The 26,836-nt window shown below is 47.2% G+C and carries 21 protein-coding genes; 6 read left to right on the forward strand and 15 right to left on the reverse strand.

Features of this window, described 5'->3' with window-relative positions:
* Positions 1 to 139 precede the first annotated feature (139 nt).
* Positions 140 to 847, reverse strand: a complete 708-nt coding sequence (locus CVV54_01985; GenBank protein ID PKL05066.1) for a hypothetical protein — start codon at positions 845 to 847, stop codon at positions 140 to 142.
* 128 nt (positions 848 to 975) lie between these two features.
* Between CVV54_01985 and CVV54_01990 the strand changes: the two genes are divergently transcribed.
* Positions 976 to 1,476, forward strand: a complete 501-nt coding sequence (locus tag CVV54_01990) for an HIT family hydrolase (GenBank protein PKL05067.1) — start codon at positions 976 to 978, stop codon at positions 1,474 to 1,476.
* A gap of 17 nt (positions 1,477 to 1,493) precedes the next feature.
* On the forward strand, positions 1,494 to 2,123 hold the full coding sequence (locus tag CVV54_01995; GenBank protein PKL05210.1) for a thymidylate synthase: 630 nt from the start codon (positions 1,494 to 1,496) through the stop codon (positions 2,121 to 2,123).
* Positions 2,124 to 2,149: 26 nt separating this feature from the next.
* Here CVV54_01995 and pbpC read toward each other — a convergent pair whose 3' ends face one another.
* Complete coding sequence (gene pbpC, locus CVV54_02000; protein PKL05068.1) at positions 2,150 to 4,435, reverse strand: penicillin-binding protein 1C; 2,286 nt, start codon at positions 4,433 to 4,435, stop codon at positions 2,150 to 2,152.
* A gap of 26 nt (positions 4,436 to 4,461) precedes the next feature.
* Positions 4,462 to 9,786, reverse strand: a complete 5,325-nt coding sequence (locus CVV54_02005) for a hypothetical protein (protein ID PKL05069.1) — start codon at positions 9,784 to 9,786, stop codon at positions 4,462 to 4,464.
* Between the two features lie 140 nt (positions 9,787 to 9,926).
* Here CVV54_02005 and CVV54_02010 point away from each other — a divergent pair, with 140 nt between their 5' ends.
* Positions 9,927 to 10,334, forward strand: coding sequence for a hypothetical protein (locus CVV54_02010; GenBank protein ID PKL05070.1), 408 nt, complete (start codon positions 9,927 to 9,929; stop codon positions 10,332 to 10,334).
* A gap of 75 nt (positions 10,335 to 10,409) precedes the next feature.
* Here the strand turns inward: CVV54_02010 and CVV54_02015 are convergent, their stop codons facing one another.
* Both CVV54_02015 and CVV54_02020 read right to left on the reverse strand, forming a co-directional pair.
* Positions 10,410 to 10,910 carry a hypothetical protein gene (locus tag CVV54_02015; protein ID PKL05071.1) on the reverse strand — a complete coding sequence of 167 codons (501 nt, stop codon included), beginning with the start codon at positions 10,908 to 10,910 and terminating at the stop codon, positions 10,410 to 10,412.
* Between the two features lie 309 nt (positions 10,911 to 11,219).
* The gene (locus CVV54_02020) at positions 11,220 to 12,533 is read right to left on the reverse strand and encodes a cell division protein FtsZ (GenBank protein ID PKL05211.1); all 1,314 of its coding nucleotides are present in this window, start codon (positions 12,531 to 12,533) and stop codon (positions 11,220 to 11,222) included.
* On the opposite strand from CVV54_02020, the gene CVV54_02025 reads away from it, so the two are divergent.
* A complete protein-coding gene (locus CVV54_02025; protein ID PKL05212.1) occupies positions 12,482 to 13,753 on the forward strand; it encodes a hypothetical protein in 1,272 nt (423 codons plus the stop codon). The genes CVV54_02020 and CVV54_02025 overlap by 52 nt on opposite strands.
* Entirely contained in the window at positions 13,750 to 14,304 is a 555-nt protein-coding gene (locus tag CVV54_02030; GenBank protein PKL05072.1) for a hypothetical protein, read from the forward strand. The genes CVV54_02025 and CVV54_02030 overlap by 4 nt, the downstream gene beginning before the upstream one ends.
* Before the next feature lie 13 nt (positions 14,305 to 14,317).
* Here the strand turns inward: CVV54_02030 and CVV54_02035 are convergent, their stop codons facing one another.
* From CVV54_02035 to CVV54_02050, 4 genes are all read right to left on the reverse strand, one after another.
* The gene (locus CVV54_02035) at positions 14,318 to 15,433 is read right to left on the reverse strand and encodes a 4Fe-4S ferredoxin (protein PKL05213.1); all 1,116 of its coding nucleotides are present in this window, start codon (positions 15,431 to 15,433) and stop codon (positions 14,318 to 14,320) included.
* Positions 15,434 to 15,438: 5 nt separating this feature from the next.
* Complete coding sequence (locus CVV54_02040; protein ID PKL05214.1) at positions 15,439 to 16,572, reverse strand: amidohydrolase; 1,134 nt, start codon at positions 16,570 to 16,572, stop codon at positions 15,439 to 15,441.
* A 129-nt stretch (positions 16,573 to 16,701) separates the two neighbouring features.
* Positions 16,702 to 18,063 carry an aminoacylase gene (locus tag CVV54_02045; GenBank protein ID PKL05073.1) on the reverse strand — a complete coding sequence of 454 codons (1,362 nt, stop codon included), beginning with the start codon at positions 18,061 to 18,063 and terminating at the stop codon, positions 16,702 to 16,704.
* Positions 18,064 to 18,073: 10 nt separating this feature from the next.
* Positions 18,074 to 19,474, reverse strand: a complete 1,401-nt coding sequence (locus tag CVV54_02050; GenBank protein ID PKL05074.1) for a YfcC family protein — start codon at positions 19,472 to 19,474, stop codon at positions 18,074 to 18,076.
* Between the two features lie 417 nt (positions 19,475 to 19,891).
* Between CVV54_02050 and CVV54_02055 the strand changes: the two genes are divergently transcribed.
* Positions 19,892 to 20,245, forward strand: a complete 354-nt coding sequence (locus CVV54_02055) for a cupin (protein ID PKL05075.1) — start codon at positions 19,892 to 19,894, stop codon at positions 20,243 to 20,245.
* A 50-nt stretch (positions 20,246 to 20,295) separates the two neighbouring features.
* On the opposite strand, the gene CVV54_02060 is transcribed toward CVV54_02055, so the two are convergent.
* The 6 genes from CVV54_02060 to dnaN all read right to left on the reverse strand — a co-directional run bounded on the left by CVV54_02060 (position 20,296) and on the right by dnaN (position 26,662).
* Positions 20,296 to 21,258 (reverse strand): hypothetical protein, encoded by a 963-nt coding sequence (locus CVV54_02060; GenBank protein ID PKL05076.1) that lies wholly within the window; start codon positions 21,256 to 21,258, stop codon positions 20,296 to 20,298.
* A gap of 287 nt (positions 21,259 to 21,545) precedes the next feature.
* Positions 21,546 to 21,938 (reverse strand): Neelaredoxin, encoded by a 393-nt coding sequence (locus tag CVV54_02065; protein ID PKL05077.1) that lies wholly within the window; start codon positions 21,936 to 21,938, stop codon positions 21,546 to 21,548.
* 146 nt (positions 21,939 to 22,084) lie between these two features.
* Positions 22,085 to 22,567, reverse strand: coding sequence for a hypothetical protein (locus CVV54_02070; GenBank protein PKL05078.1), 483 nt, complete (start codon positions 22,565 to 22,567; stop codon positions 22,085 to 22,087).
* Positions 22,560 to 24,446 (reverse strand): tRNA uridine-5-carboxymethylaminomethyl(34) synthesis enzyme MnmG, encoded by a 1,887-nt coding sequence (locus CVV54_02075; protein ID PKL05079.1) that lies wholly within the window; start codon positions 24,444 to 24,446, stop codon positions 22,560 to 22,562. The genes CVV54_02070 and CVV54_02075 overlap by 8 nt, the downstream gene beginning before the upstream one ends.
* On the reverse strand, positions 24,436 to 25,506 hold the full coding sequence (locus CVV54_02080; GenBank protein PKL05080.1) for a DNA replication and repair protein RecF: 1,071 nt from the start codon (positions 25,504 to 25,506) through the stop codon (positions 24,436 to 24,438). Before CVV54_02080 ends, CVV54_02075 begins: the two co-directional genes overlap by 11 nt.
* Positions 25,496 to 26,662 carry a DNA polymerase III subunit beta gene (dnaN, locus tag CVV54_02085; GenBank protein PKL05081.1) on the reverse strand — a complete coding sequence of 389 codons (1,167 nt, stop codon included), beginning with the start codon at positions 26,660 to 26,662 and terminating at the stop codon, positions 25,496 to 25,498. Before dnaN ends, CVV54_02080 begins: the two co-directional genes overlap by 11 nt.
* Between the last annotated feature and the right edge of the window lie 174 nt (positions 26,663 to 26,836).

Raw genomic sequence — 26,836 nt, forward strand, 5'->3', positions numbered from 1 at the left:
GCTGCTTGCATTGTATTTCACCCGTCTTTACAGAACAACTGAAATACTTACATCAATATACGAGGCGTATATCAATACGTTGAGGTGAAGGAGCATCGCGTGTTGCTAAGCTAGCGCCGCGAGATGCCCCAATTGCCTGTTATTTGGGAGCCTTTTTGACAAGAGCATTAAGACTGTTTACAAGTTCTTTTATCCTTTTGTCATTGGCGGGTTTTTTAAGTGCCGCTTCAGCAGACATGTCCCTGCCCCAGTAAGCCCTGTTGGCATCCCTGTTCTGGTTCAGCACAGAGCCTTCAAACGTCATTCCTGCGAACAGACCCTTTGACATCGAGTAGCTGTAGATCGAGGCTTTGGCTCTGCTGTCAGTGGCAGCTGAGGTATCCCTGCCTACGGGACCGGCAGCTATCGCAACATCAGCGCCAAGCTTGAAGCTGTTTCCACCTGTAAACGCCCTGAGGCCATCTTCATTCGTAATTACCAATACAAGGCCAACAGACTGTGCTCCTATCTGGATCCCTATCGATGCGCCTGAAAGGCCCATAAAAGAGGGACCGTTCCATGTCCCGTTGGGATTCCTCAGGAGGACCAGGCCCTCTCCTACCTGTCCTCCAATCATTAGTCCGGCCTTTGTCACAGCAGGGAAGATCGCAACTCCCTTTCCCGACTTGATGACGTCGGCCATGCTTGCTGCATCATCCTGGGCTGCCATATCCCGTACAAGCTCGGCAGAAAGCCTTATTCTTCTTTCGTGTGCTTTTTCCTCTGCAAATGCTGTGAAGCCTGTCGAGAAGATAACGACTGCTGCCAAAATAAGGATCAACGCCCGGGACTTTGAAGTTTTGTTCATGTATATTCCCCCTGTTCGCTTGGTTTTTCAAACACGCACTTAATTCTATACCACAAGTATTGGCATTTGGTATGTAAAAAGCACTATAATAATTATCAGATCGGCAGAGACAAGGCGGTGGCTCATGTATGGAGAACAAGATATTCGCTCCCTGGAGGATGGCCTACATCCTATCAAATTCAGACGACAACGAACAAAAGGAACCCGGATGCATATTTTGTGAATTTCCAAAAATGAACGATGACGAAAAGAACCTCATACTCCACCGGGGCAAAGAATGCTTCGTCATACTTAACGCGTTCCCCTACAATCCGGGACACCTGATGGTAGTCCCATACCGTCATACAGCGGATTTACCGGGTCTGACCCCCTCAGAACTTTCAGAGATGATGTCACTGTGCCAGACATCCCACAGGGTCATCACCGAAGTAATGAAACCCCACGGGTTCAACATGGGAATGAATCTGGGAAAAGTTGCAGGTGCAGGGATAGACCAGCATCTCCACATGCACGTGGTACCGCGCTGGAACGGTGACACAAACTTCATGCCCGTCCTGGGGGAGGTCCGCGTAGTATCAGAGGCCCTTAATTCAACCTGGAAAAGGCTCAGGGAAAAGTGGCCGGAGTAGAAAACAGCTATTCTTTTATAGCTCCGGCAAAGGAGATCAACGTTGAGCTGACTGTCAAAAGGTCACGTTTTATTGGATCTGTGCGTATAGCTTTAGACCCGGATGAGGCCTCAGAAAAGTTAAAAGGTTTTGCCGAAATATTTCCCAAGGCGAATCATCATTGCTGGGCTTACAGGATCGGGACAGAAAACATACTGGAACACTGTTCTGATGCCGGAGAGCCTGCCGGTACAGCGGGGCGGCCGATTTTAGGGATGCTCAAGAGGCATTCCCTTCAAAACACCCTTCTCGTGGTCACTCGTTATTTCGGCGGGATCAAACTCGGGGTAAGGGGACTCATAGAGGCTTACGGCGAGGTAGCCGAACTTGCCGTCACAGAGGCAGGTACTGTCGAAATGGAGCTTAACCTTCAGCTTGATCTCTCCTGCAGCTACGAATACTCAAAAACCCTCTCCTCTTCGCTGAAAAAATGGGGTTTCGGGGAAGACAGGGTCTCCGCCCTGTACGGGGAAAACGTTGAGATGAAACTATATGTTCCATGTTCTTCAAAAGCAGAGATAGCCCCCTCGCTTGAAGAGATGTTTTTAAGGGGCATGCTTCAAAAACTCGAATGGGGAAAGAGTGCTGTACCAATAGTCAGGCACTGAACGAAAAATCCTTTGCCCCGCTGCTTTTATTCAACTTCTTCAAGGATCGGTAATTCTTCCTCCTGCTCTTTTACCTTCCCTGATATCACCGTTATCCATACATGGGCAGAATTACCAAATGCGTCAGCAGCAGAGATCTTATGCTTGCCTTCACTCATTTGCCACCAGACCTCCCCTGAACCTTCTGCGGGAGGACAGAGCCCTCCGTCAACAAACCAATAGATTTCTCCCTCGCCGCCTTTTGAGTTCAGAAGTATTTTTCCTCCTCCGCTTCCCATTATGTAGGACGCATTATTCCTGGGCGATGTTATCTCTATCATGGAAACTGTCCGCTCAATTTCCCTGTCCGAGAGGAAAAGCTCGATTTCAGGAGGCCACCTCACCTCCGGCCCGTTATCACCCATTACGTGAAGCCTGCAGGGTTCTCTTGAAGAGAGACCCTCAATAAAGATATCTATTACTCCCCTCGGACAGAGCGAATTGCGCGGAGAACCGGAGAGGGGACATACCTCTCCCTTTTTTACTTCAGAAGGATATTCAAACCAGTTTGTGCCGGGAGGCGTTATCTTTCTCATAATGCGTACGGTCGGCGGCGCAGCTGTCTTTATTCCGACCAGCGCCTGGTGGGGTTTCCCGGTCGGATCTCCAAACCAGACAACAAGCGTATACGGTTTTGTAACGGCGGCTGTCCATGCATCGCGTAAACCATACGAGGTTCCGGTCTTAAAGGCAATAACCGTACCATCTTCGCCGAAAAGTTCCCTGTAAAGAGGCATAAGCCTCCTTTCGTCCTTTAATATGTCTATCGTTAAAGCAGCGGCTCCGCTTGATATGATTTTTCTTTTTTCGACCGAGGGGGCTTCTTCTATCCAGCTGATAAGACCCGCGTTCCCTCCGGTTGCCAAAGTCCGGTATGCTCCTGCCGTCTCTAAAAGGGTCACCTCACACCCGCCAAGTACCAGGCTGTCTCCATACCACCCGGCATCCTTTGTGATGCCGCTGAAACCGAGCCTCCTATAAAGGTCCAGGAGCCTGTTTGGTCCAATATTCCTGAGGACTCTGACTGCAGGAACGTTTAGGGAATCGGCAAGGGCTGTTCTTGCCGAAACCGGTCCCCTGTAAATCCTGTCAAAGTTGCGGGGCGCTGTTTGTCCCATCGACATGGGTGTATCAGCAAGCAGGGATGAGGGGGTAAGTTTTCCTGACTCAAAAGCAAGCGCATATGCGAATGGCTTGAGCAGGGAACCGGGAGAACGGGGCGAGCTGCCGCAATCGACCCAGGATGCCGGTCCGTCTCCTTCTTCCCTCATATTACCCACATAGGCTCGGACCAGGCCGGTCTCGTTCTCAACTATAACAGCTGCAGCCGTGATCTCACTGGGAAGTCCCGAAAGTGCGAGTCTGAGTTCCTGTTCGGCAATATCCTGCATCCTTCTGTCTATGGAAGATCTTATGCGTCCGTATCTGTCACGAAGTCCGGGGGAAGCCCCCTGAGCTGCGGCATGCGCCGAAGCTTCCCTGCATGAAGAAGGTATAGCAAAGCGCTTTGCCGGGACAGATTCGAGCTTCGCCCTTCGGATCTCATCAGGGAAAGCGATACCGAGCTCCTCAAGTCTGTCTAGAAGACGGTCCCTTAATGCCAGGACCCTTTCAGGATGTCTGTCAGGGCGGTATAATGCCGGACCTCGCAGTAATCCGGCAAGAATTGCCGCTTCCGAAAGGGATAGTTCTTTGGCGGGTTTGCTGAACCAGGCCCTGGCGGCTGCTTCGATGCCCCTAATGTTGGATCCGAACGGAGCCTTGTTGAGGTAGAGCTCAAGTATCTCTCTTTTCGTCATCAGTCTTTCCAGCTGTATAGCCTGCCAGAACTCTGCCGCCTTGTTTCTGAGTGTCCTTTTCCTTGGTAAAGAAAGTCTTATCAGCTGTGTAGTTATCGTTGAGCCCCCGGATATTACCTTCCCTGCCCTCATATTCTGGATCATCGCCCTCAAGAGGGATATTCCGTCAACTCCCGGATGAGAAAAAAACCTCCTGTCTTCAAGGGCAACTGCCACTTTTGGCATCCACGCTCCCATTTCCTCCAATGGAACAGGCAGGGACCACTCTTCGTTTTTTGAAAGATATCCCTGAAGAGGCGCACCCCGCTTATCTGTAACTACTGTTGACCAGTGCCACTTTGTTATTTTTTCACCAGGAACAGAAAGGGCCGCTGTTAGAAAGACAAAAACAAGGATAAGCAGCAAGGGCCACGTTTTACGGACCTTACGGAAGTCTTTTTTCGAAGTATCAGATAAGTATTGTCTGAGCTTCATATCAAAGGATCGGATGAGCTGATATCCTACCTGATCTCTATCCTGCCGCCGCCGCTTACGCTGGAAACAGCTGGGTCGTACATACACTCTGCAGATATCTGCGGCACATCAAAAGCCCCTGATGTCACTGCCCTGAGTATGAATTTCCAGTCCAGCCTCTTTTCAAGTTTTTCTATGTAGAGGAGGAGTCTGTCATCCCTTGCTTCCACCCTCACATAGGGAGGAATGGGCTCAGCGTCCGCGCTGTACCTCGGATTTTCGATTTCAAGGCCTGCCGGAAGCGGGATAATGACCACGACGTTCCTGAGGTCCTTTGCCCCAGGCAAAACAGAGACATTCGATATTAGGGCTGTACCCCGCTCGATCTTCTGTCCCACAGGCTTCCCTTTACGGTCTGACATAGAGAGTCTCACTTCCATGCCGTTATCTCTGTTTTTAACTTTTCCAAGGGGGATGCCCTCAGCGCTCCAGGACACAAAGAGCCTCGAAGATCCTTTGTTGACGGCCCTGAAAGAAGTCCTTCCATCAAGGGGAGCTGATATCGTCCTTTTCTCTGAGTTGGCTGTTCCTAAAGTTTTCTGGCCTGAGAAAAGCTCTCCTGAAGGTTTCCCGGAAGCCGGCTGCGCTCTGAAGAATTTTGATAGGGCAAGCATTGCAAATGCCCCTTCTTGAGTATTCAGGTACCTCGCTTTCCTGACCGATCCCAGCAGACCGGATGCCGAGGATGCCGACCCCGAGCTTCGGGGGTCTATGTGTACCCTGACCAGAAGATCGAGGGCTTCATTCCTTAGATTGGAATCATAATTTTCATTTCCGCCAGGGATTTCCTTTTTTGCTCCGGTCTTCCTGCCAAGCATTTTTTCAGCCTCGCCCTTCTGCCCTGAAACAGCATAGGACGCTGCCAAAAATAACCTGCCTGATGAGTCCAGTGAGTCATTTTTGTCCCTCAGGCTCTCCATCCAGCCTAGAGGAGGCTCTCCTGCAAGGGCAAGTACATAACAGGCGTATGCCCTTCTCGAGAGCGCCTGACGCCAGACGTTTTCATCATTTACGTCGTATGGCTCCACGGAAAGCTGCCTTTTCAAATATTTAAGCGCCTCATTCAGTCTTTCCTCAGGGATCTTTATACCGTTTTTCCCAGCTTCTACAAGAAAATGGGTACCGTAGAGGCTGTCCCAGGGCTGGGACCAGGATTCGCCCTGCCATCTGGTAAAACCTCCGTCATAATTCTGGAGTCCCAATATCTTCTGTACCCTTAGTTCAAGAGAATTTTTCATGGGATCGGGATCTCCGATGGAGCTGTCGATCGAGGAGGCAAGGTCGCGCTGCAAAAGAAGCGGCCACGCCGAAGAGACTGTTTGTTCCATGCACCCGTGCGGATATGTTATCAAAAAGCGTGCAATATCCTGAAGGTTCGCTGAGGGCATTGCCGACATCACGAGAGTACCGCTCAACGTACCTTCCATCCAGCCGCCGGGTATTTTAATATCTTTTGTCTTCCCGGGCTCTATGATCTCTGAGAGACTTTCTGTGATTTTAGGCGACGCCGGCCTTACAGGGATCTCCAGTTTGGTCTTAAGGACCTCGCTGCCCCACCTCGCTGTAAAGGAAGCGCTCGCGGTTCCTGTTCCGGTACCTTCAAAACTTATCCTAAAGGTGTGATCTGAATCCGGTTTCAACGTAGTGCTGAAGCTTTTTGCTCCCTTTATCTGAAGAGGTCCGCTTGTTTCGGCATTGAGGCTGACTTTTATGTTTTTTGAGCTCCTGTTGAAAACCTGACATGGAACGGTGATCCTGTCTCCCGGCGCCAGGAATCTCGGAAGCGAAGGCTCGACTACGACCTCCCTGTTTATGTCCACTTCCACAGAAGCTCCCCCTGACTCGGCAGGAGTTACTGCGACCGCCATCAGCCTGGCCTTTCCTGCAAATTCCGGTACAGTGAATGAAAAAACGCATTCCCCTTTTGAATTTGAACGCACCTTTTTTACAAGCGAGAGCATTTTGAACCTTTTGGCCTGGACCGGACTCAGGTTCGAATTTTTCAGAGCCATCTCTGAGGGACCTCCTCCTCCCGCCTTCAACATTGGCGAGGATGGATCCTCCGGTTTGATTATTGAATCGTAAATGTCATAGGTCTCTACTCCGAGCATCCTCTTCGAAGTAAAGTGCTTCCAGGGGTCGGGTGTCTTGTAATCGGTAAGCGCGAGTATAGCCTCGTCGACCAGCATTACAGTAATATCGGCTTCCTTTGCCCTGCCGCTGCTGTCTGTTACTTTCAGCCTGAAATCATTTGCCCCCGGCTTGATCCTTCCCGGGTCTTCGATTGTCACCTCTAATTTCTTATCCCTGTTATCAAGATAAAGCGGTGCGACTCCGTATGCCCTTGAACGTTCCCCGCCCTTTTCTTTTTCTATTACCTGAGCTGTTATCCAAGCATTGGGTGCCATTTCGCCTGTTACTTTGAATGATATTTCCGTATCTCCCTCTTTGATGTCATATACAGAACTATGGACTACACGGAAGGTCTCTACCCCTATCAGAAGTTTTCCGCTGTGGGGAGACCTAATCTTTACAACAGCCTTTTCTCCGGGCCTGTACCTCTCCCTGTCAGTCATGATCTCGACCATGTCCGGGCCGACGTCAGAATCGGCGGTTTCGTCTCCGTATACATAGATATACTGCGAGGCACGCGATCCACCGGAGGTATCTTCTGCCCTGAGCAAATACCTGCCTGCTTCTGAAGGCATAAAGCTTCCTGAAGCCTTGCCCGAAGAAAGCTTAAGATTTCCTTCTCCCCTGGGCAGCAGTTCCTGCTGCAGACGGGTGTCCGTCCTTCCGTCTTTTTGATAGGTCACCCTCTGTTCCACAACTCTGAAAAGGGAGTACTTTATTGCCTCAGAAGATGCGGGGGTCCCGTCTGGTTTTACCGCTCCTACAGTAAAATTTATCGGTTTTCCGGGAGAAAAAACTCCCTCAGGCAGGCTTATGCCGAGCAATACTTCAGACGGATACCACCTCAGAACCGCAGTCTTGGTGACCCTGCGGCCTCCCTCCTCAAAGACGGAGGCTCCCACGAGGATATCAAGTACAGAGGGAGCCGTGCGGTCCCTGCCGGGCAGATTAAGTTTAGCCCTGCCCTCCTGATCCAGTTTTCCCGAACCTATGTATTCAGATTCAGGCTGAAATTTTTTCTCAGAATCCCTGAAGGTAAACCCCTTCCAATTGACGTGGCTGAATTCTCTTTCTTCTGTCCTCATCTCAGACTCCCACGGCAGGCCGGAAGCAGGGCTCCCAAAAACATATCTTGATGAGATCGAGATCTCGGCTCCGGCCTTCCCGATCAGGATCTCCGGAGAGGCGCCAGCTTCTACAAAAAGCCTTGGGGCAGCGAATTCCTCAACATAGAATTCTTTCCGACCGATCGGCTCATCTTCTCCCGGGATATGGATGCTCACGGACCACGTTCCTGTTGGGGCATCCGCTGGGACGTGAAATTCTTTGGAAATCGTCCCCTCTTTTGTCAGCGTCTCTGTATGTGAAAATGAGAGGGTACCTTTTGAATTGAATATCTTTATGTTTACCGGGAAGGGTTTGGAAAATACATTCCCTGCGTCCCTTACAACCGCTGCCAGGGGAATGTTTTCACCCGGCCTGAAAATATCCCGCGGGGTATAACAGTATGCGCTGTAACCTTTGTAGATCCAGGGATCTCCGTTCGTATCGAATACTTCTTTCCCTCCGTAGAGTCCGTTGTCAAATCTTATAAAGGCAGTATCAGAGCCTTTGCTTATAGTTGCCATGACAGGATAGAGATCTCTGTCAGGGTTGTATCTCACCTGTAAAAGACCCTTTCTGTCTGTCCGGCCTTTTGCGACAGGCTGGTTCGACCATGACCAGAGTGTAACTTCCGCTCCGTGCAGAGGATCACCTGTACTCACTGAATTTATCCAGAAGAGCGCAGAATCCGGACCGGCCTTGACTGTGGCTCCGATATCAGTAACATTAACAACCTGCCTGCTTTCGGTCCACTCTCCGCTGTTGTTCTGGGCAAGCAGCAGGAATACTCCTTTTTCGTTTCCTATCAGCGGTTTGAGATCCAGGGCACTGCGTACTTTTTTGTTAAGGCCTCCCTGGACCTTATATTCTTTGTTTGCCAGCATCGAAGAAAGATCAATTGGATATTCCGACCATGGGCTCCTCATGCCAATCGGAATGTTATTTTCGAAGAGCTTCCAGACAAGTATCTGGACAGTATCTATGTTCACTGTCTCTATGGGGATCCTCATGCTTCCTGCGGGAGAAAGGATCCTTCCCGGTGCTGTAAAGCGTATCTCCGGCTCCTTCTCCGGAAATATAAAAGTCCTGTGCCACTCAACACCAAGAGGCTTGCCTCCCAGCGCAGGAAAACCTTTTCTGACGGTCAGTTTTACTCTGTCCTGGGGTTCGAACGCACCGACGATAGCGAATCCCCTGTCCCTTGGTTCGATGGTGTAACTGCTTTTCGGGCTTAGTTCAATGAATGCGCCGGCTTTGGAAAAATCAACTGGAGCAGTCGTCTCAACATATATTTCCCCGTTGTTTATGCTTGAAAAGGCATTTGAATCCCTGATCTCCATGTTCCGAGCAATATCAAGGCTGACAGAAATTCCCTTTGCCAGACCTAGATTACCCGCGGATGCAGGCATTCCTGCAGATATGGAGAGTCTCATGTTTTTGGGACTTCCTGGAGTGAACACTTTCATCCTTATTTTTCTTGACACAGGTCCCTGTTCTATCTGGAACTCTACCGGCTTTCCCGACGTCTCTTTCACCTCGGTGTACCCTCGAAGCCTTGCCGGTGATACCGGAAGTGAAAATTCCAGTTCATAGCTAACTGTTTCTCGTTCAATATCAAAATCTGTTTGTTTTGCGCCAATAAACATGGGAGCAGTTGTGTTGAAAAGGAAGGATTGCTTTCCGGAGAGCTGAAGGCCCTCTTTGTCCCTCAGTCCGGCTTTGGCAGTTACTGTGTATGAGGTAGCTTTATCCAGCAGGCCGGCTTTGGGGTAGTAGACAAAGGTCGTGTCATCCACCCATTTTCCGGTACCCTGAATTGCCGGTGTAAATTTAAATGGCAGCTCGTCAGGAGAAAGAGGTGCCCCTATCCTGCCTTCAGGGGCAGCATGACGGTTAAAAACTGCTTTGATCTCAATTCTTCCCTTGACCTCTCCCTGAGGAGTAAAATTTTTTATAAGGAATTCTTTTTCACCGACTCCGGGAGCAGGGAGCGCTCCGAAAGATAATAATATCAAAGCAATGACCGAGAGTATCCCAAGGAGGTTCTTCTCTGACGTTTTCCAAAGCATGCCCATCACCCCGTCCTAAATTGAAGAGATAATATGATCCACATCTTTACCGATAATACCCGAGAAAATAATAACTCAGACAGGCTATTTTACCTATTGAACATAATGATATTACATTACAGAATAATAATAAAAGGAGTGATCTAATGAAGAAGATACCAGCCCTTGCGGCGATCATATTTCTCTTTCTTGCCCTGCCTGCTTTTGCAGAGGTCTGCAGCACCACGACTCCGGCAGAAGAAAAGCAGGAAGAAAAGGGCATCCCCCTTGAGTTTATAAACAGCTCGGGTTCAGAAATAAATGGGATCTTCCTATCTGAAACAGGGAGGAATATCTGGTCCGAAAATCTCCTAAAGGATACTTCTCTTAAAAACGGAGAGAATGCGGGCCTTGACATCAAAAGGGAGAGCATCCTCGGACTCACGGACATTAAGATAATATACTCCTCCGGCAAAGAGCGGATCTGGAAAAAACTACCGATACTCGAGATATTTGAGATCACAAACAAAAAAAACGGAGAACCAGGTTACGAACGCATCAAACCTGGAGCCTGATAACAACAAAGCCCCGCGGCGCGGGGCTTTAACTTTTATCTCCCGAAGATATCCGCTGAATAAATGACTCTGTACCTACTCAGCAGAATGAATATCCTCGTAGTACTGTCCCATAAGTTTTTTCCAGTCGACATTGTCATCAAGAAGGTTAGGACATGTGCTGTCGGGGTAGAACCATTTCCTTCCCAGGCCCATGAGTATCTGCCACCAGTCGTGTACATCGGGTATCAGTATCTCGCCTTCCGGGCCTATCCTTCTCAATTCACGGTAGACCAGCGCTACCATCTGGCTTTCGTCCATTGCCGCCGTTGTCTTCGCATAGAATTCGACCGTATAAAAATACGAACAGGCTCCCAGCTGATAAAGTATCTCTGTCCATTTGGGAGAGATCCTGTTGGTCCTGGCAAGCACCATCTGTTTTTTGCTTCCGGAGCTTTTGTGGTTGACAAGAAAAAGTATCTTCTCCGGATCTATGTGTCGCAGCTCTTCATATTTCGCTATGAGGGCCTCCGCAATAGGTCTGATCCTGTTGTTGCATATCTCATAATCAAACTCTGAACTGGCTTTTACTGCCATCTCTATTCCTCCTGTTATTCGGCTGCCTTATGACCGCTCAATTAAACTCGTCAAATTATATCACTGGAAGTCATCGTTTTCGGGAAAATGACCCTTATCTGGACTATATTAAGAGTAAAAATGAGCGTTAAAGCGTTGACTAAACTTGACCTTATTTCCTTCTTTAGCTTTTTTACGTCACGAAGATCCCGTTATACACTCTTTGCTTTTTCCCTCACGATAATCCCCGTTCAACATAACAGGCAGGACGCCCCCTAAAAAATACGGGAGGCGTCCTGCTTTACGTTATATATAATTTAAATCTGAGGTTCAGACTATCTGAGGTTTGCCGGAGGTCTTGTTTTTTCTGAGGAACGTAGGTTCGTCCAATTCCTCGGATAATTCCCTGGGAATCGCTTCTTCAAGCTGTGGTCCCTTTTTTTCTTCAAGCCATGACGGCCCTCTTCTGACTTCGGCCACAGGGGCAGTATCCTTTTCTATCTTTTCTTCTGCTGCAGTCGAAAGGGGTTCATGCCAGACCGGCCTTTGGATCTCCTGTTTGAAAACAGACCTTTGCGGGCTGACAGGTGATTCCTGATGGAATCCATCGCGTTCTGAATGGTCGTCTTCAAATCCAGTAGCAACGATCACTATTTCAACGCTTTCTTCCATATCGCTGTCTTCAGCACATCCCCAGACAAAGGTCGCATCTTCTGAGATGATTTCTTCAATATATGCGGCAGCCTGCTGCACTTCGAAGATTCCAAGACCCTCTCCGCATGTTATGTTCATGAGGACTCCTTTTGCTCCATGCATTGAACACTCCATCAGCGGGCTTTCCAATGCCTCCCTGAGTGCATTATCGATCCTGTTTTCACCCTTCGCACAGCCTACGCCCATTACAGCAATGCCCGCATGCTTCATGACAGCTTTAAGGTCAGCAAAATCAACATTGACCATTCCCGGACGCATAACAAGGTCCGTAACGCCCTGTACCGCCTGCCTCAGGACTTCGTCGACCATCGAGAAGGATTCGCTTAAAGGAGTCTCTTTGCGGCATATCTGAAGAAGCCTGTCATTAGGCACCACTATCAGAGCATCTACACACTGTCGAAGTTTGGCGATGCCTTCTTCCGCGTAGCGCATCCTTCTTGCTCCCTCAAACATAAATGGTTTGGTAACTACCGCAACTGTAAGTATGCCCATTTCCTTTGCGGTTTGGGCTATTATCGGAAGAGCACCTGTACCTGTACCACCGCCCATACCGGCAGTCAGGTAAACCATGTCTGACCCTCGGAGATACTCGCGTATTTCGGAGAGTGATTCTCTTGCCGCCTGTTCTCCTATGTGAGGCAGAGCTCCTGCTCCCAGCCCCTTCGTGACTTTCTCGCCAAGAACGATCTTATTGTGGCTGAGAGACATGTCCAAGCTTCTTATATCTGTATTTACTGCGAGGATATCAACACCCTCTATTCCTTTTGTGATTATGTGGTTGAGTGCGTTCCCGCCGCCGCCTCCTACAGCAATGACCTTTATGGATTCTCTGCGTGCAGGTTCAGATCTATTTTGTGTGGAAGGAGTTTTCGCCTTTGATGTCCCTTCGGATTCCTCGGGATACGGATAGCAAAGCTCTGTTGCCGATATACTCAATTGTCCACCACTCCCGTTTGTTGTTGATGTATAATCAGAACATTTCCAACACCATTATACAACAGAGGAGAGAGGCACGGTTGGATTTAAACGAAGAAAAATGTAAAAGGAAGGATAACATTCCGGGCGACCGCACAGCCTTTATTTTTTTTATGGCAGTTTTTGCCTTCCTGGCATGGCAGGTCACCCATCCATTAATGATGGCCCTGATATGGGCAGGTATGCTTTCTTTTATCGTTCAGCCTGTCTACCGTTATTTAACAAATCTCACAGAAGGGCGTTTCAGGAATATCTCTGCCGCTGCTGCGCTCTGCCTTATTGCTATCCTGTTCATAATACCTCTCATATACATCATAGCTTCCCTTGGAAACGAGATCTCAAAAATTATCGGAGCTATTACAGATTTTATTTCGATAAACGAGATAAACCAGACAAGAGATTTTGTTTATCTCATTCCCGAATGGTTACCGGGCTGGCTTAAAGACTACCTCAAAGATTTTCTTCTGGACTCCGGATCTGTTAGGGGTTTCGTTCAGAAGACAGCACAGTGGGCAGGGGGAAATCTTACCAATATTTCAAAATCGCTGATCCAAGGCGCTTCTTCGATCCTGGTAGAGATGATAGTTGTAATGATGGTATCCTTCTTCTTCATCAGGGACGGGGCAAATATTGTCGAATATGTAAAAAGCGTTACACCGCTTTCAGAGGAAGAGAAGACTATGTTCTTCTCGCGCACAAAAAAACTCCTCAATTCTGTGATCTTCGGGATACTTCTGACAGTGGCCATTCAGGCAATACTTGGGGGAATCGGATGGTGGTTCGTCGGATTGAGCACCCCTGCGTTCTTCGGAATGCTGATGTTCTTTTTTGGGATGTTCCCGGCCGGTACCGCCGTTGTGTGGATACCGGGAGGGTTATACCTGATCCTATCCGGAGACCTTAAAGGGGGCATATTGCTTCTCGCATGGGGTTCTATCGTAGTGGGAACTATCGACAATCTTCTGCGCCCCTTCCTGATAAGCGGAGGCAAGAGCAAAGGAACGGGAGAAGAGATCCCTACATTGCTTGTGATACTGGGACTCTTCGGCGGGGTAATAAAGTGGGGTTTTCTGGGTGTTTTTCTTGGACCGCTTATTTTGGTACTTTTCCTCCTGATATTTGATCTCTACCGCTCTCACTGCTATGTGAAAAAAAATGAGGATCCTGTTCAATGAGCTTCGATCTCAGCACTTTGGCAACAGCGGCTTCTATCGCTATGGACGCTTTCTCTGTCTCTGTATGCATGGGCATATGCCATGGAGACCTTGACCGGCGCGACGCTCTTACTCTGGGAGGGGCTTTTGGGATCTCGCAGTTTGGGATGCCCCTCCTTGGGGCCCTCATAGCTGCCAACATGACAGGCCTTCTGAACAGCTGGGCTCCTTGGATAGGTGCAGCCCTCATAATCTGGGTGGCATTGAGCATGATAAGGGAGGCCTATCTCGGAAAGGACAAGACCAACTCCTGCATGAACATAACGTTGATGAACGTCCTGATCTTGGCATTTGCCACTTCCCTTGACGCGCTGATAGTCGGATTCTCAATAAAAAGCTCCGGGGGATCAGCTCTGCTTCTTGCCTTCTCCGCCGGAGTGATAACTTTTTTACTTTCTTTCTCAGGAGCGCTGGGAGGGAAAAAACTCGGGGAAAAGATCGGTATCTACGCCGAATATTCGGGCGGAGTCGTGCTAATCCTTGTAGCTCTGAATATACTTATCAAAGCCTGAAACAAATCTTCCCTTAAACCTCTATGAGATCGTGATCTCTGACCCCTATCCCCAGTTTCTCACAGTACTCGAGCGTCGTCTGCCAGTGAGTGTCCGGATGTATCGTATGAAAATGGTCCTCTTTTTTACACCCTCTCATCTTTTCGTCCAACAGACTTCCCGATATGACCGGTGCTTTAATTACAGCCTCAGCGCATGCCTGATCCAGGGCTATCGGATCCTTTGATGCAAAGATACCGACATCGGGGATAACAGGAAGGTCGTTTTCCACGTGACAGTCACAGAACGGAGATACATCAACAACAAAGCTTATATGGAAATGGGGCCTTCCGTTCAGCACGGCTTTAGTATATTCTGCCATTTTTCTGCACATAATATCGTTTGATTCGTAATCAGCCGGACTGATAGCGTCAAAGGGACAGAGTGAAAGGCATCGTCCGCAACCTACGCACTTAATTTTGTCGATGACCGCCTTGCCCTCGACGTTAAAAGTGATAGCTTCATGCGCACATCCGCTTATGCACTTCCTGCAGGATCTGCATCTGGACTGTTTTACCTTTAGCTTGCCTGTGCTGTGCATCTCCATCTTGCCGGCTCGTGATCCTGAGCCCATGCCGATGTTTTTGACCGTTCCTCCGAAACCGCTCTGTTCGTGCCCCTTGAAATGTGTCATTGAGATAAGGATATCCGCGTCCATAATTGCTCTTCCTATCTTAGCCTCTTTTACAAATTCTCCGCCCTGCACAGGCACAAGAGATTCGTCAGACCCCTTGAGACCGTCGGCAATAATTACCTGGCACCCCGTACAAAATGGGTTGTAGCCGTTTTCATATGCGGCATCAAGGTGTTCAAGAGCGTCCTTTCTCCTTCCTACGTACAGAGTGTTGCAGTCTGTCAGAAAGGGCTTTCCTCCCAGTCCTTTTACGATGTCGGCTATTACCTTGGAATAATTTGGCCTAAGATATGCAAGGTTTCCCGGTTCTCCGAGATGGAGTTTGATGGCAGCATACTGCTTCTTGAAGTCTATCTCTTCGATCCCGGCTTTCCTTACTAGCCTGTCCAGTTTCTGAAGGATATTCCTCTCCGGTGTAGTCCTGAGGTTTGTAAAGTAAACCTTTGATCTTTCCATGCCTGTCAGTGTTCCTTTCCTTTTTCCATTTCTTTCCTGTAGTCTTCCCACATTCTTTCACGAAGCTTCTCGTCAAGTAAAACTTCAAGCGCCGATCTTGCTATTATTTTTGCCCCTGTTTTCAGGGCCTCGTGCGCTCTCTCCGTCGTGGTGGCTTCTGCAAATGCCCTCGTATGGGCTTCGATGTTTTTACCACAAATGTCCATTTCAGGCTGCACGGCAGGACATTTATAAGTTACATCCCCAACATCTGACGATCCCATGAATCCCTCTATCCGGGTAACCGGGATGTCAAATTCTGCAAAAAGACCTTCCAAAAGTTCTTCCGCAGTCTCATTTGGAAGCATATCCTTGAAGCTGGCTTCAAAGTTGCCCCATGTCACCTCGGTCCCTGTTGCGAGTGCTGCTCCCCGGGCACAGTCGTAGACCTTTTCCATTATCTCATCAAGATAGGCTTTTTTGGGCGCCCTGAAATAAAAACGCCCCTTCGCCCTTTCCGGGACTATATTAGGAGCAGTGCCGCCCTCGTGGTAGATGCCATGCATCCTCACTTCCTGCTTAACGTGCTGACGAAGCATGTCTATGGCATGAAAGAAGAGCTGCAGTCCATTCAGGGCGTTCACTCCCTCCCAGGGAGCTGCCGCTGCATGCGAAGTTCTTCCTTTAAATGTGAATTCCACCGCATCCATTGCCAGCGAGCGATACTTAACTATCGTTTTACCGCAATGGGAGTGTATCATGATAGCGAAATCACAGCCGTCGAAGACACCTTTCTCGGCCATTTCCACTTTAGCTCCGTTTGTTTCCTCTGCAGGGGTCCCAATTACAAGCAATTCTCCGGGGATCTCTTTCATCAGGGGCAGGAGTCCCAATCCGGCAAGAACAGACATCGCTCCGTGGAGATTGTGACCACAGGCATGTCCTATCTCAGGTAAGGCATCATATTCTACAAGAAGGGCAACCTTTCCGCCGCTTCCGGGTTTTCCTTTTTTTGCGAAGAATGCTGTCGGAAGACCAATAAATGGATATTCGACATCGAATCCTGCTTTTTTCAAAACATCAACTATCTTTTTGCTCGTCTTGAACTCCGCTCCTGAAATTTCGGGCGCAGCAGCAAAGGCATCGCTCATTTCTGCCATTTCCAGCCATTGTTTATTTATCTCCGAGTAAAGGCGTTGTATAAATTTATTATTATCCAATATTATGCCCTCCTTTTAGCAGCAGAAAGCGTACTTGGGCCTCTGCTACAGGTTTTTGCTGGACATTTTTCAGTTTTTTTCTTTTTGAAATAAACTTCTTCTCATTAGCTTTCCTTTTGGTCCACCCAGCACCTCGCTGTCTTTAACAGCTTTCTGCCCTCCGATGATCACCCATTTTATTCCTTCCGGAGGAAGCAGTTCGTCAGTAAAGGTAGCTTTGTCGCAAAGCCTTTCTCCGTCAAAGATTACTAGATCCGCATCCAAACCCTCTTTAATGACCCCTTTATCAAGCCAGTTCATCTCCGCAGGAAGCGATGTACATTTTCGCACTGCCTCCGGCCAGGAGTAACCCATTTTTCTCAGCATCCTGAGGGCTTTCGGAAAAGTTCCGGCAGCTCTTGGATGGCCACGCCCGCCTTTTAACAAACCATCTGAAGCTATTGCACAGTCGGGATGAGAAAGACAGAGCTCCACCTCTTCCTGTTTTATTACATGCGCTATGATCAAGCACTCAGGTTCTTCTTGCCTCAAACGTTCAAAAAGGCCCTCCTCGTCAAGCCACCTGCCACGGTTTAGACCGCTTGCAACTTCAAGGGATTCTTTTCCTTTGCCCCATCTTTTTTCAAACCCGGGGTCAAAAACAGCTGAACCGAGATCTGTACAGAAAGCATCATAGGGATAACAGTCGAAAGTGACATCCGCTCCTGACGCTCTCGCTTTATCGATAAGCGTTAGGACCTCTTTAAGCTGTCCGAACCCCGTCATGCTGCCTGTATGTGATATTTGGAAACGAAGCGGCCATTTTGCGGCAAGGTCCAGTATTTCCTGAGTCGCCCTTATCGAAGCGGGACCATCTTCCCTTATATGTACAGGTACCCATATTCTTTTGAAATCGACAGCGACCTCAAAGAGGGCCTCAAGTTCACTGATCGGGGTATTAGGCAGATATTCAAGACCTATTGATAGCCCGAAAGAGCCATTTTCAAGCTCCTTCCTGAGAAGGTCTTTCATCATTTCGACCTGATGCTGTCCCGCAGGCAAATATCTGTCTGTCGCTCCAGCGGCTTCACGCAGTTTTTTGTGTCCTGTAAGGAAACCAAGGTTGACCCAGGGCTCCTTTCGGAAAGGCAGTATTTCAGCACCTAACGGACCTGATCCGCAGTTTCCTGCTATTGCAGTCGTAACACCCTGTCTCAGGAGCGCTTTTTCTATAATGCCCCCGTCTTCTTTCTCTTCATCATGCATATGAGAGTCGATAAATCCGGGGGAGACGTATGACCCGGAAGCATCGATCTTATCTTTTGCCTCCATCTCATCAGAGGAAAGACGGGCTATGACTCCCTGTGAGATGCCAATATTAAGTTTTTCTTCTTTATTGCGTTCAGGGAGGAGTACTACTCCTCCCTGAATCACCAGATCATATACAGGCATGTCTGTCTTTTTAGCTGTAGTTGATCATCACTGCTACAAATATAAATACCATCTGTACAGCAAAGAGCAGGAAGAAGAAGGGAACGAAGTACTTCCACCAGCGTTCGATCGGAACCTTGGCTATACCGCACATGACCGGCAACAGTGTGGTCGGCCAGAGTATATTGGAGAATCCGTCGCCGAACTGATATGCAAGTACTGCTATCTGACGCGGGATACCGAGAATGTCAGAAAGAGGAGCCATGATGGGGATCGTTGTTGCAGCCTGCCCTGATCCGGAGGGGATCAGGAAGTTGATCAGCGTCTGCACGAAAAGCATTCCTTCCGCTGCTACCCATTTCGGCATAGAAGAAAGGGGCTGTGCCAGACCATGAATGACGGAGTCGATGATCTGCCCCTGTCTCATTACGATCAGAACACCTCGCGAAATACCTACGACACATGCCCCAAAGACTATGTCCTTCCATGCATCAATAAATATCACAGCGATCCTGCTGGGGCCATAACCATTCACTACTCCGGCGGCTATACCAGTTATTAGCAGTATTCCGCAAAGTTCATCAAAGTACCATCCCTTTTTCAGAACGCCCCAGATAAGGATGCTCATTCCAATAAACAGAACAAGAAGTACTGCTCTGTTGCGGCCGGTGAACTTTGTATTTACAAGTTCGTCATGGTCAAGCGCCATCGCGCCCATGTCTATCCCCGCCATGAGGCTTTTACTGGGATCATGCCTGATCTTTGCGGCATAGCGCATCATCCACATTACACCCATCGTAACAAATACGAACCATGCAACGACGCGGAATCCAAGGCCCGAAAAGAGCGGCAGCTCTGAAAGTTTTTGTGCCAGGCCTACGGTAAAGGGATTCATAAAGGCGGCGGCAAACCCCAGCCCGCATCCTAAAGCTACCACCGACATTCCTACTATGGCATCATAGCCCATCGCTATAGCCAGACCGACAAAGATCGGGATAAAACCGAAAGCCTCCTCGTACATGCCGAAAAATGTCGAGGCTGTTGCAAAAAGATAAGTGAAGAGCGGAAGAACAAAGATGTCTTTGCCTTTTGTGTTTCTAAGCAGAGATCCAATAGCTGCGTGCAACGCTCCGCTTTCAAGTATCAGGTAGAAGGTGCCGTAAGAGATCATTATAAAGAAGATTATGTCCCCGGCATCTATCAGTCCCTTGTAAAGGTTTATAAACATCTGGAAGAATCCGACTGGAGTCGCTTCAACGAGATGGTATGAAAGGGGATCGACTACCGAACGGTTCGTTATAGGATCTGTTACACGGTCATATACACCTGCCGGGATAATATACGTTCCGATAGTTGCTACTACGATAAGAAAAAAGAGAATAACAAAGGTGTGAGGAACTTTAAAAATTTTCTTTGCTGCCTGTTCTGCCATTTTACAATACCTCCATTTATATTATTTTGATTTCCAAAAAATAATTACTTTTTAAATCTTCGTTCTGGTCTGTGATTAGCCCTCCTTTAAAAATATAATAATTCGGCATTTCTTTAGCATGGTGCATCAATTACTTACAGTTATAATCCCTTTTTTTTAAAAACGCAATTATCAAATGGGGTTAAAAGAGAAGACACTCTTGGTTATATCTTCAATTAGTCAATATTAGTCTATAGGCACTTACACATTTGTTAATGATTTTATACTGTTCTACGAAATATTTTTTATCGTGCAATTGATGATCAGATTTGAAAACACGCCATTACCAAGAAAACTGCAATCTTTAATGACTGCATCCAGGAAGAAAGTATGATGTAAAATTAGTCAGATACTCAAACAACAAGGAGGCAAAAGTCCATGGTATTAAAAAATTCTTCTGCAGCAGAAAGAAGGGAAAAACTGGGCGGATGCGGCATCGGTGCGGCAGATACTTTTCCTGTGACGATACCCGATGAAAACGGAGCTTTTATTATGTCAACAAGACTGGAACTGGATCCCGGAGCTTCTGTGGGCTATCACAAGCACACAGGTACGGAAGAGGTATATTTCATTATGACAGGAAAAGGCCTTTATACTGAAGAAGGGGAGGAATGCTCGGCACTTCCAGGAGATGTTTTCCTTTGCAGGGAGGGCCGTTCTCACGGCATACTGAATACAGGTGAAGTAAAACTTGTCCTTGGTGCGGCTATCACAAAGAGTGCCGTTAGATAACGAAAAAAGCCGGGACTTTTCAAAGAGGAAAATACCTGCGTCCCGGCTTATTATTTAGTCTCGTAACCTATCAGCTGCCAGCATTTTATAAGAGAAGAATCGAGCCTTACAAGTGACGGCAGCATCAAATCTGATTCATCCATCTCCCAGACCCTGCCGTATTTCACCGCCGGTGTCTCTTTGAACCTTATATCTTTTATTATCGATTCCCTTGAGACTGGAGGAACTCCCCTCCCAATATTTTTGAGCGTTATTATGACGTCGACGTTCTTTGTGTTATTAGCCAATTTCTGCGGGCCATAAAAAATGTACCAGGAAAAATCCTGGACCTTTGTTCCCTTAACATCGGTAAGTATCTGTGCCCCTGTCGCATTGATAAGCCTCGCACCCCATGAATCTGGAGCACAAGTTGAATAATCTGCACCAGCTACTACAAAGACCTTCAATTTTCGCATCTTTGCAGACCTGATCTCGCTCTTTGAGAGTGATTTTTCAGAGAGAAGCAGTGTCTGCGCAGCCTCTTTTGACCTGCCTGAAAGTGTCCCCAATTTTTCAAGATATCGTTCAAGGACAGCCCATTTAGGCCTGTTCAGGGCTGCATACTTGATCTTGGCTTTGTCAAGGTCTTTCAGGAGGTCCTTGTTAATTTTAGCCCAATCAGCATCCATAATCACGATGTCTGGCTTCAGCCCTGCTATCTGTTCTACCGAGGGCAGTCTGGAGAGCCTTGGAATGTTTTTTAGGACCCATTTAGTGTCTGCAGAAAAATTAACTCCGACAAGCTGTCTTACTGCTCTTATCGCGACAAGATTTTCGGTATGTGAGTTGCTCAGGGATACTATCCTGACTGCAGGGCGCGGCAATTCTACATTTCTCTGCAGATCATCTATTATCGCAAGAGGTTTGGATGCCAGAGCAGTTCCTTGGATCATTAATATAAAGATAAAGGTCATGAGAGACATAATTATGCCTGTTTTATACTTGGTGGTCTGGTAAAAATGATTTTGTGTCATATTTTCACCTCCTTATTTACAACGTTATCCACTTTTTGTGGATATTTTTGTGACCAACTCTGTTTTCTTCGGCAGAGATTCCTCTGTTTTTGTCTATTGCTCGATTAAACAAGTGGAAAACAGGGGTAAGCGTGCTAACATTTATAATAAATTTATCTAAATGTTCGTATTGTATAGTATGTGCGACCTTAACCGCGTATATTCTATTCCAAATATATAAAATTGGGGAAGGTTTAAGACCCTCCCCCTTTGATGTTATTTTGGTCCGTTGTCAAATCAAAAAAATACTACTCGACTACTATCTCCTGTGCAGATTCCCAGAGGCCGTGGATATTGCAGTAGCTCTGTACGATAAGTGTGCCTGATTTTGCAAGTTTTACGAGGGCGGAACTGCTTGGCTCGGTCATTGCAGGACCGGGCGCAGCGGCATCCATTGATGCCGCGTGCGCTGTATAATCAAATTTTGCCAGCTCGATCACAAATTTACCATCGGTCGGCTTGTAAAAAAGCTGCATCCAGCAAATGTGGTGCTCCGGTTTATTGGGATGAGGGATCTCTTTACCTACGGAAATAAAAACTTTAAATGCTTCTCCTGCCTTTACCTTTGCAGGTGCCTCAATTACAGGCACATGCTTCTCTCCTTTAAAATCTCCGCTCTGTATTAAATTTCCTAGTTTCATTAAAACGCCCCCCGATTCATATTTATATTTATCATGATGATGTCCTTATATTTTTAACTTAGTTCATTATTGGCCACAATCCGCATTTTTACTGCATTGCATTAAGCAATTCAAATCATTAAGCAAAATATGATAAAAGAATATCATTATTTTCTTCTGTTTCGTTTTTCTATGATAGTTTTTAATTTTGCCAGGCTCTCTGCAAGTTCTTCGTCGCTGACATCACGGCATATATCTTTCATGTTTTTTTGGAGGCTGCTCTCTGAAATTACGACCGGGGGACGCCTAAGATGATCCGGAAGAGGATCTTTGACAGAAGATGGTTTCTTCACCTTTCCAACCTTTATCTCCAGTTTGACATTTTTTATTCCAAGATACCCGCTGATCGAACGTGAAATAAGCGGTTTTCTTGATTTCAGCGCCGGAAGGACACTCGGAGAATCTACATGGATAGATATGAGCAGTCCTTCTTCAGAAAACTCACAGGAAACAGGAGAGCTCCTCTCTGCCGCTGCAGCTCCGACTACTTCATGCCATTGCTTTTCCAGTTCTGCAAGCTTGAGACAGAGTTTCAGGCTGTAAGGAACGCTGCCCTTAAGCGCATCAGCTGTTTTTATTATGTCAGACATCTGTAGTTGCGTCCTTTGATCGCCTTTTGTTTTCCACTGCAACCCATAAAAGCTGAATGTCAGTTGGAGGGACCCCTGATATCCTTGAGGCCTGTCCAAGTGTTAGAGGCATAAATTTTAAAAGTTTCTGTTTTCCTTCCGCGGAAAGCCCGGTGACCTCAGAAAAATCAAAGTCCTCCGGAAATTTGAGTATCTCCATCCTGCGGAATTTTTCTACGTGGCGCATCTGCCTGTCGATGTATCCTTTGTACTTTGCGGAAACAGATATCCTCTCCCCAAGCTCCTTTTCTATAGTGCTTGAAGTGATTTCCGAGAAGACTCCCCAGCTTATCTCCGGCCTTTTTAGAAGCTCTGCTGCTGGTATACCCTCATCAAGAGGTGAAGATACAGCACCTCGCAGTATTTGGTTTATCTTTTCGGATGGAGGAATCTTAATGTTTTTTATCCTTTGAGTCTCTTCTTCCATCTCCCGCCACCTCTTTTGGAGAATATTCCATTCATTGTCCTGTAAGAGGCCTATCTCTTTTCCTGTCGGTGATAGTCTGGCGTCTGCATTGTCATGACGCAGCAACAGCCTGTATTCACACCTGCTGGTCAGCATCCTGTAGGGTTCGCTGGTTCCTTTTGTAACAAGATCATCGATAAGGACGCCGATATACGCCTGGTCTCGTCTCAATACCAGCGGATCAAGGCCCTTGACTCTCAGCGCAGCGTTTATCCCTGCCATGAGTCCCTGAGAACCGGCTTCCTCATATCCTGAGGTTCCGTTTATCTGTCCCGCAAGGAAAAGGTTGGCTATCGTTTTTGTCTCGAGCCAGGGATGAAGCTGTGTCGGGTCAACAAAATCATACTCAATTGCATAGCCCGGCCTCAGTATATGGGCAGATTCGCATCCCCTGAGCGTCCTGACGGACTCAAACTGCGCTTCAAGGCACATCGAAGTTGAAAAATTCTGAAGATAGACCTCCCTGCCCTCAGGATTAATGGGTTCAAGAAATATGGGATGGGTATCCTTTTCCGGGAACTTGATGATCTTGTCGTCTATGGAGGGGCAATATCTGGGACCTTCTGAGTCAAGGGTGCCCTGTATGAGCGGAGAGCGGTCAAAATACTTTTTCACGACCGCATGTGTCTCTTTATTAGTCCTGGTGAGGCCGCAAATGATTCCTTCATGCACCTTCTTTTCTCCAAAATAAGAAAAAGACTCCGGCTCCTTTATGCTCTCCTGACGGTCAAGTATTTGCCAGTTTATAGAATCCGCAAGCACTCTGGGGGTCGTGTCGGTCCTTAGCCTGCCAACCGTCAGACCTGTTTTACGTATGCTCATCGCGAGCCCGGACGAAGATACCATCCCAAGAGGTCCTGATTTATGGGAGGTGAGGCCAATGTGTATCTTCGCGGCAAGATAGGTGCCTGTAGCTATTATCACTGTCTTAGAAAGGAAGGTCTGGCCAGTGCGTATCTTTACACCCACAACGCTGCCTTTCTCTGTCAGCAGATCTGTTACCATTGCTTGATGGACTTCCAAGCCTGGACATGTCAGTATGGCACTTCTGTAATGATTTCCATATTTTACAGGGTCACACTGAGCTCGGAGGGTCCTTACCGCCGGTCCTTTTGATGTGTTAAGCCATCTGAGATGATGGGTTGCTTTATCCGCCGCCTTCGCCATCTCTCCTCCCAGAGCATCTATCTCTCTGACCAGGTGTCCTTTTGCAGGACCTCCGATCGAAGGGTTACAGGGCATCATTGCCGTGTTGTCCAAATAGAGGTTTAGCATAAGCACCTTTGACCCCATTCGTGCGGCTGAAAGCGCCGCCTCGCAGCCTGCATGACCTCCGCCTACAACTATGACATCGTATTTTTCTTCAATTTTCATTAATTATATCCACTCTCCCTGAATCAACACCATATAACCTGCCGGGAAAACTTTCGGTAAAGGGCTCGGCTGTAGAGGCAAAAACCTGTGTTTTTCTCTCCAAGAGAGCGCAGAAAAGTATGTTTCTTCCCTCTGAGTCCAGTTCCGCGGTGATCTCGTCAAGAAGAAGGACAGGGTTTTTACCAAGTTTCCTTTTTACACCTTCGGCGGCAGCAAGTATCAATGCAACAGCAACACGGCGCCGGAATCCCCTGCTGAGCGAAAGTGCTGCGGGGGTTCCGTTTGTAGTAATAAGCATGTCATCTCTGTGTGGTCCTACCACCGGGACCTTCAGGACCTCTTCCCTGGTTTTATTTATTTTAAGCGAATATCTGAAATCTTCTTCCGGAAGCGGCAGAGAACCTGACCCTCCTCTTAAAAGGCTTATCTCGGTCGGATGGGCAATTAGACCGCTCATATCCTTCATCGATTCCGATATCATTACAAGGACCTCTTCTCTCATCTTCCAGATCCACGACGCAAGCGGAAGAAGGGCTCTGTCTATAAGATCTGTCCTGCCTCCGTTTCTGAGGATAGCAGTTTTCTGCTTTATGCCACGCCTGTAATCGTGGAGCCTTGAGGCATATACCGGCACTATCAGCGTAAGGACCATGTCCATCAGTCTCCTTCTGAAGACAGAAGATCCCTCTATTATCGACATATCGTTGGGAAGAAATGAGAGGACAGGTATTTTCCACCTTAAGTCTGTTGCTGTTATTGTTTCTTCCTCTATTTTGATAGTATATCTTGATGAAATTTTAACTTTTATTATCTCACCGTTTTCATCATTGAGCTGACCTGTAAGCTGGATCTCAGAAGTTCCGCTGTTCCAGGTCGGTAGCGATGAAGATCTGGTCCCCCGCTCTAGGGGGCCCCATCCGGAGACTATATTTATTCCCTCAAGGATGTTTGTCTTGCCCGAACCGTTTGGACCGGTAAGTAAATTCAACCCCGGGGACCATTTTATCTCCCGGGGTTCAATATTTCTGAAATTGTTGAACCGTACCCTGTTATATCCCATCTCCAGAATCCGGTTCTGTTTCACCTAAGTTGAGTTCTTCTTCTGTAAGGTTAATAGGTGCTATAAGACAGATGAATTTTTCTCCGTCTGACCTTCTGACTACCATGTGTCCTGACGATCCGTTGAAAGAAAGTCTTACATGCGGTTCTCTCAACACTTTGAGTGATTCCATGAAAAACTTTGAATTTACGGCTATCTTGAGGTCATCACCAGATATTTCTGCAAATATCTCTTCTTTTGCATTTCCGAAATCCGGTGCCCTTCCCCTCATTACAAACCTATTTTCTTTGGCTATATCAAGGATGACCATTCTGTTGTAATCCTTTACGATTACATCTACCCTTTCGAGAGCAGAGATCAGAGCTCCTCTGTCAAGTACTACTGTTGTTGAATGTGTTTTGGGAAGGATCTTTTCATAGGCTGGAAAATGAGATTCAACTCTTCTTACTGTAAATTCAACATTATCTGCCTTAAAATAAAATTGTGCATCGTCATAAAGTATCTCTACGAGATACTCAGGATTCAGAGAAGCCAGTATTCTCTGTATCTCTTTGATTCCCTTCATTGGCAGAAGGGCGCTTTCTGAATCAACACCTTCATTTACTGCTGCTCCTGAGAGAGCAAGCCTCCTTGTGTCCGTTGAAACGATGTTTAATACATTATTTGATATCTGAAAATTAGCTGAAGAGAGATAAAGAGGAAATTCCTCACCTGAGGATGCGGCAAGCGTTCCCTCTTCAATTACCTCTGCAAGTTCTCCTACAGAGAGTCTGCAGAAGAGTTTTGCATCTGCCGATGTAGGAAGTGAAGGAAATTCTCTCACAGGGTAAGTGCTGAAATTATATTTGCTCTTTCCTGCTTTCAAAACAACCTTCCCGTCAGAAACAGTAAGATTGAATTCCTCGCCGGGAGCCTTTTTAAAAAGTTCACTGACAATTTTTACTGGAAAAACGGCCTCTCCCGGTTCAAGGACGTTTATGCCGGATGCTGTACAGATTATTGATGTTCTTATATCTGTTGCCTGCAAAGTTACCTGGTCCTGTGACGCTTTAACAAGGACAGAGGAAAGAATGCTCATTGAGCTGGAACTTGAAGTGCTTCTTTCAGCAAGCCCCCAGCTCTGGAGGAATAATTTCTTGTTTATCGAAAGTTTCATAAGGATGACCTCCTGCTCTTATCTGTATATAATCAAAAATAAGTAATAGGCGTAGTAGGGGCTGTGGATTTGTTTAAAACACATAAAAACACTTACAGGTATTGATTTTATTATGTGAATAAAAACAGAAACAGAAAAATTATTAATCCACATAAATCACAAAATACAAGAAAA

This window comes from Synergistetes bacterium HGW-Synergistetes-1, assembly GCA_002839185.1.
Taxonomy (GTDB): domain Bacteria; phylum Synergistota; class Synergistia; order Synergistales; family Synergistaceae; genus Caenicola.

Excerpts from the sequence above, each read along its gene's own strand:
- CVV54_02025 (PKL05212.1), top strand. The coding sequence starts at position 12,482 with ATGTCCCTTCGGATTCCTCGGGATACGGATAGCAAAGCTCTGTTGCCG.
- CVV54_02055 (PKL05075.1), top strand. The coding sequence starts at position 19,892 with ATGGTATTAAAAAATTCTTCTGCAGCAGAAAGAAGGGAAAAACTGGGC.
- CVV54_02065 (PKL05077.1), bottom strand. The coding sequence starts at position 21,938 with ATGAAACTAGGAAATTTAATACAGAGCGGAGATTTTAAAGGAGAGAAG.
- CVV54_02080 (PKL05080.1), bottom strand. The coding sequence starts at position 25,506 with ATGGGATATAACAGGGTACGGTTCAACAATTTCAGAAATATTGAACCC.
- CVV54_01985 (PKL05066.1), bottom strand. The coding sequence starts at position 847 with ATGAACAAAACTTCAAAGTCCCGGGCGTTGATCCTTATTTTGGCAGCA.
- CVV54_02035 (PKL05213.1), bottom strand. The coding sequence starts at position 15,433 with ATGGAAAGATCAAAGGTTTACTTTACAAACCTCAGGACTACACCGGAG.
- CVV54_02005 (PKL05069.1), bottom strand. The coding sequence starts at position 9,786 with ATGGGCATGCTTTGGAAAACGTCAGAGAAGAACCTCCTTGGGATACTC.
- CVV54_02070 (PKL05078.1), bottom strand. The coding sequence starts at position 22,567 with ATGTCTGACATAATAAAAACAGCTGATGCGCTTAAGGGCAGCGTTCCT.
- CVV54_02010 (PKL05070.1), top strand. The coding sequence starts at position 9,927 with ATGAAGAAGATACCAGCCCTTGCGGCGATCATATTTCTCTTTCTTGCC.
- CVV54_02030 (PKL05072.1), top strand. The coding sequence starts at position 13,750 with ATGAGCTTCGATCTCAGCACTTTGGCAACAGCGGCTTCTATCGCTATG.
- CVV54_02040 (PKL05214.1), bottom strand. The coding sequence starts at position 16,572 with ATGGCAGAAATGAGCGATGCCTTTGCTGCTGCGCCCGAAATTTCAGGA.
- CVV54_02075 (PKL05079.1), bottom strand. The coding sequence starts at position 24,446 with ATGAAAATTGAAGAAAAATACGATGTCATAGTTGTAGGCGGAGGTCAT.
- CVV54_02050 (PKL05074.1), bottom strand. The coding sequence starts at position 19,474 with ATGGCAGAACAGGCAGCAAAGAAAATTTTTAAAGTTCCTCACACCTTT.
- CVV54_01990 (PKL05067.1), top strand. The coding sequence starts at position 976 with ATGGAGAACAAGATATTCGCTCCCTGGAGGATGGCCTACATCCTATCA.
- CVV54_02060 (PKL05076.1), bottom strand. The coding sequence starts at position 21,258 with ATGACACAAAATCATTTTTACCAGACCACCAAGTATAAAACAGGCATA.
- pbpC (PKL05068.1), bottom strand. The coding sequence starts at position 4,435 with ATGAAGCTCAGACAATACTTATCTGATACTTCGAAAAAAGACTTCCGT.
- CVV54_02015 (PKL05071.1), bottom strand. The coding sequence starts at position 10,910 with ATGGCAGTAAAAGCCAGTTCAGAGTTTGATTATGAGATATGCAACAAC.
- CVV54_02045 (PKL05073.1), bottom strand. The coding sequence starts at position 18,063 with ATGCCTGTATATGATCTGGTGATTCAGGGAGGAGTAGTACTCCTCCCT.
- dnaN (PKL05081.1), bottom strand. The coding sequence starts at position 26,662 with ATGAAACTTTCGATAAACAAGAAATTATTCCTCCAGAGCTGGGGGCTT.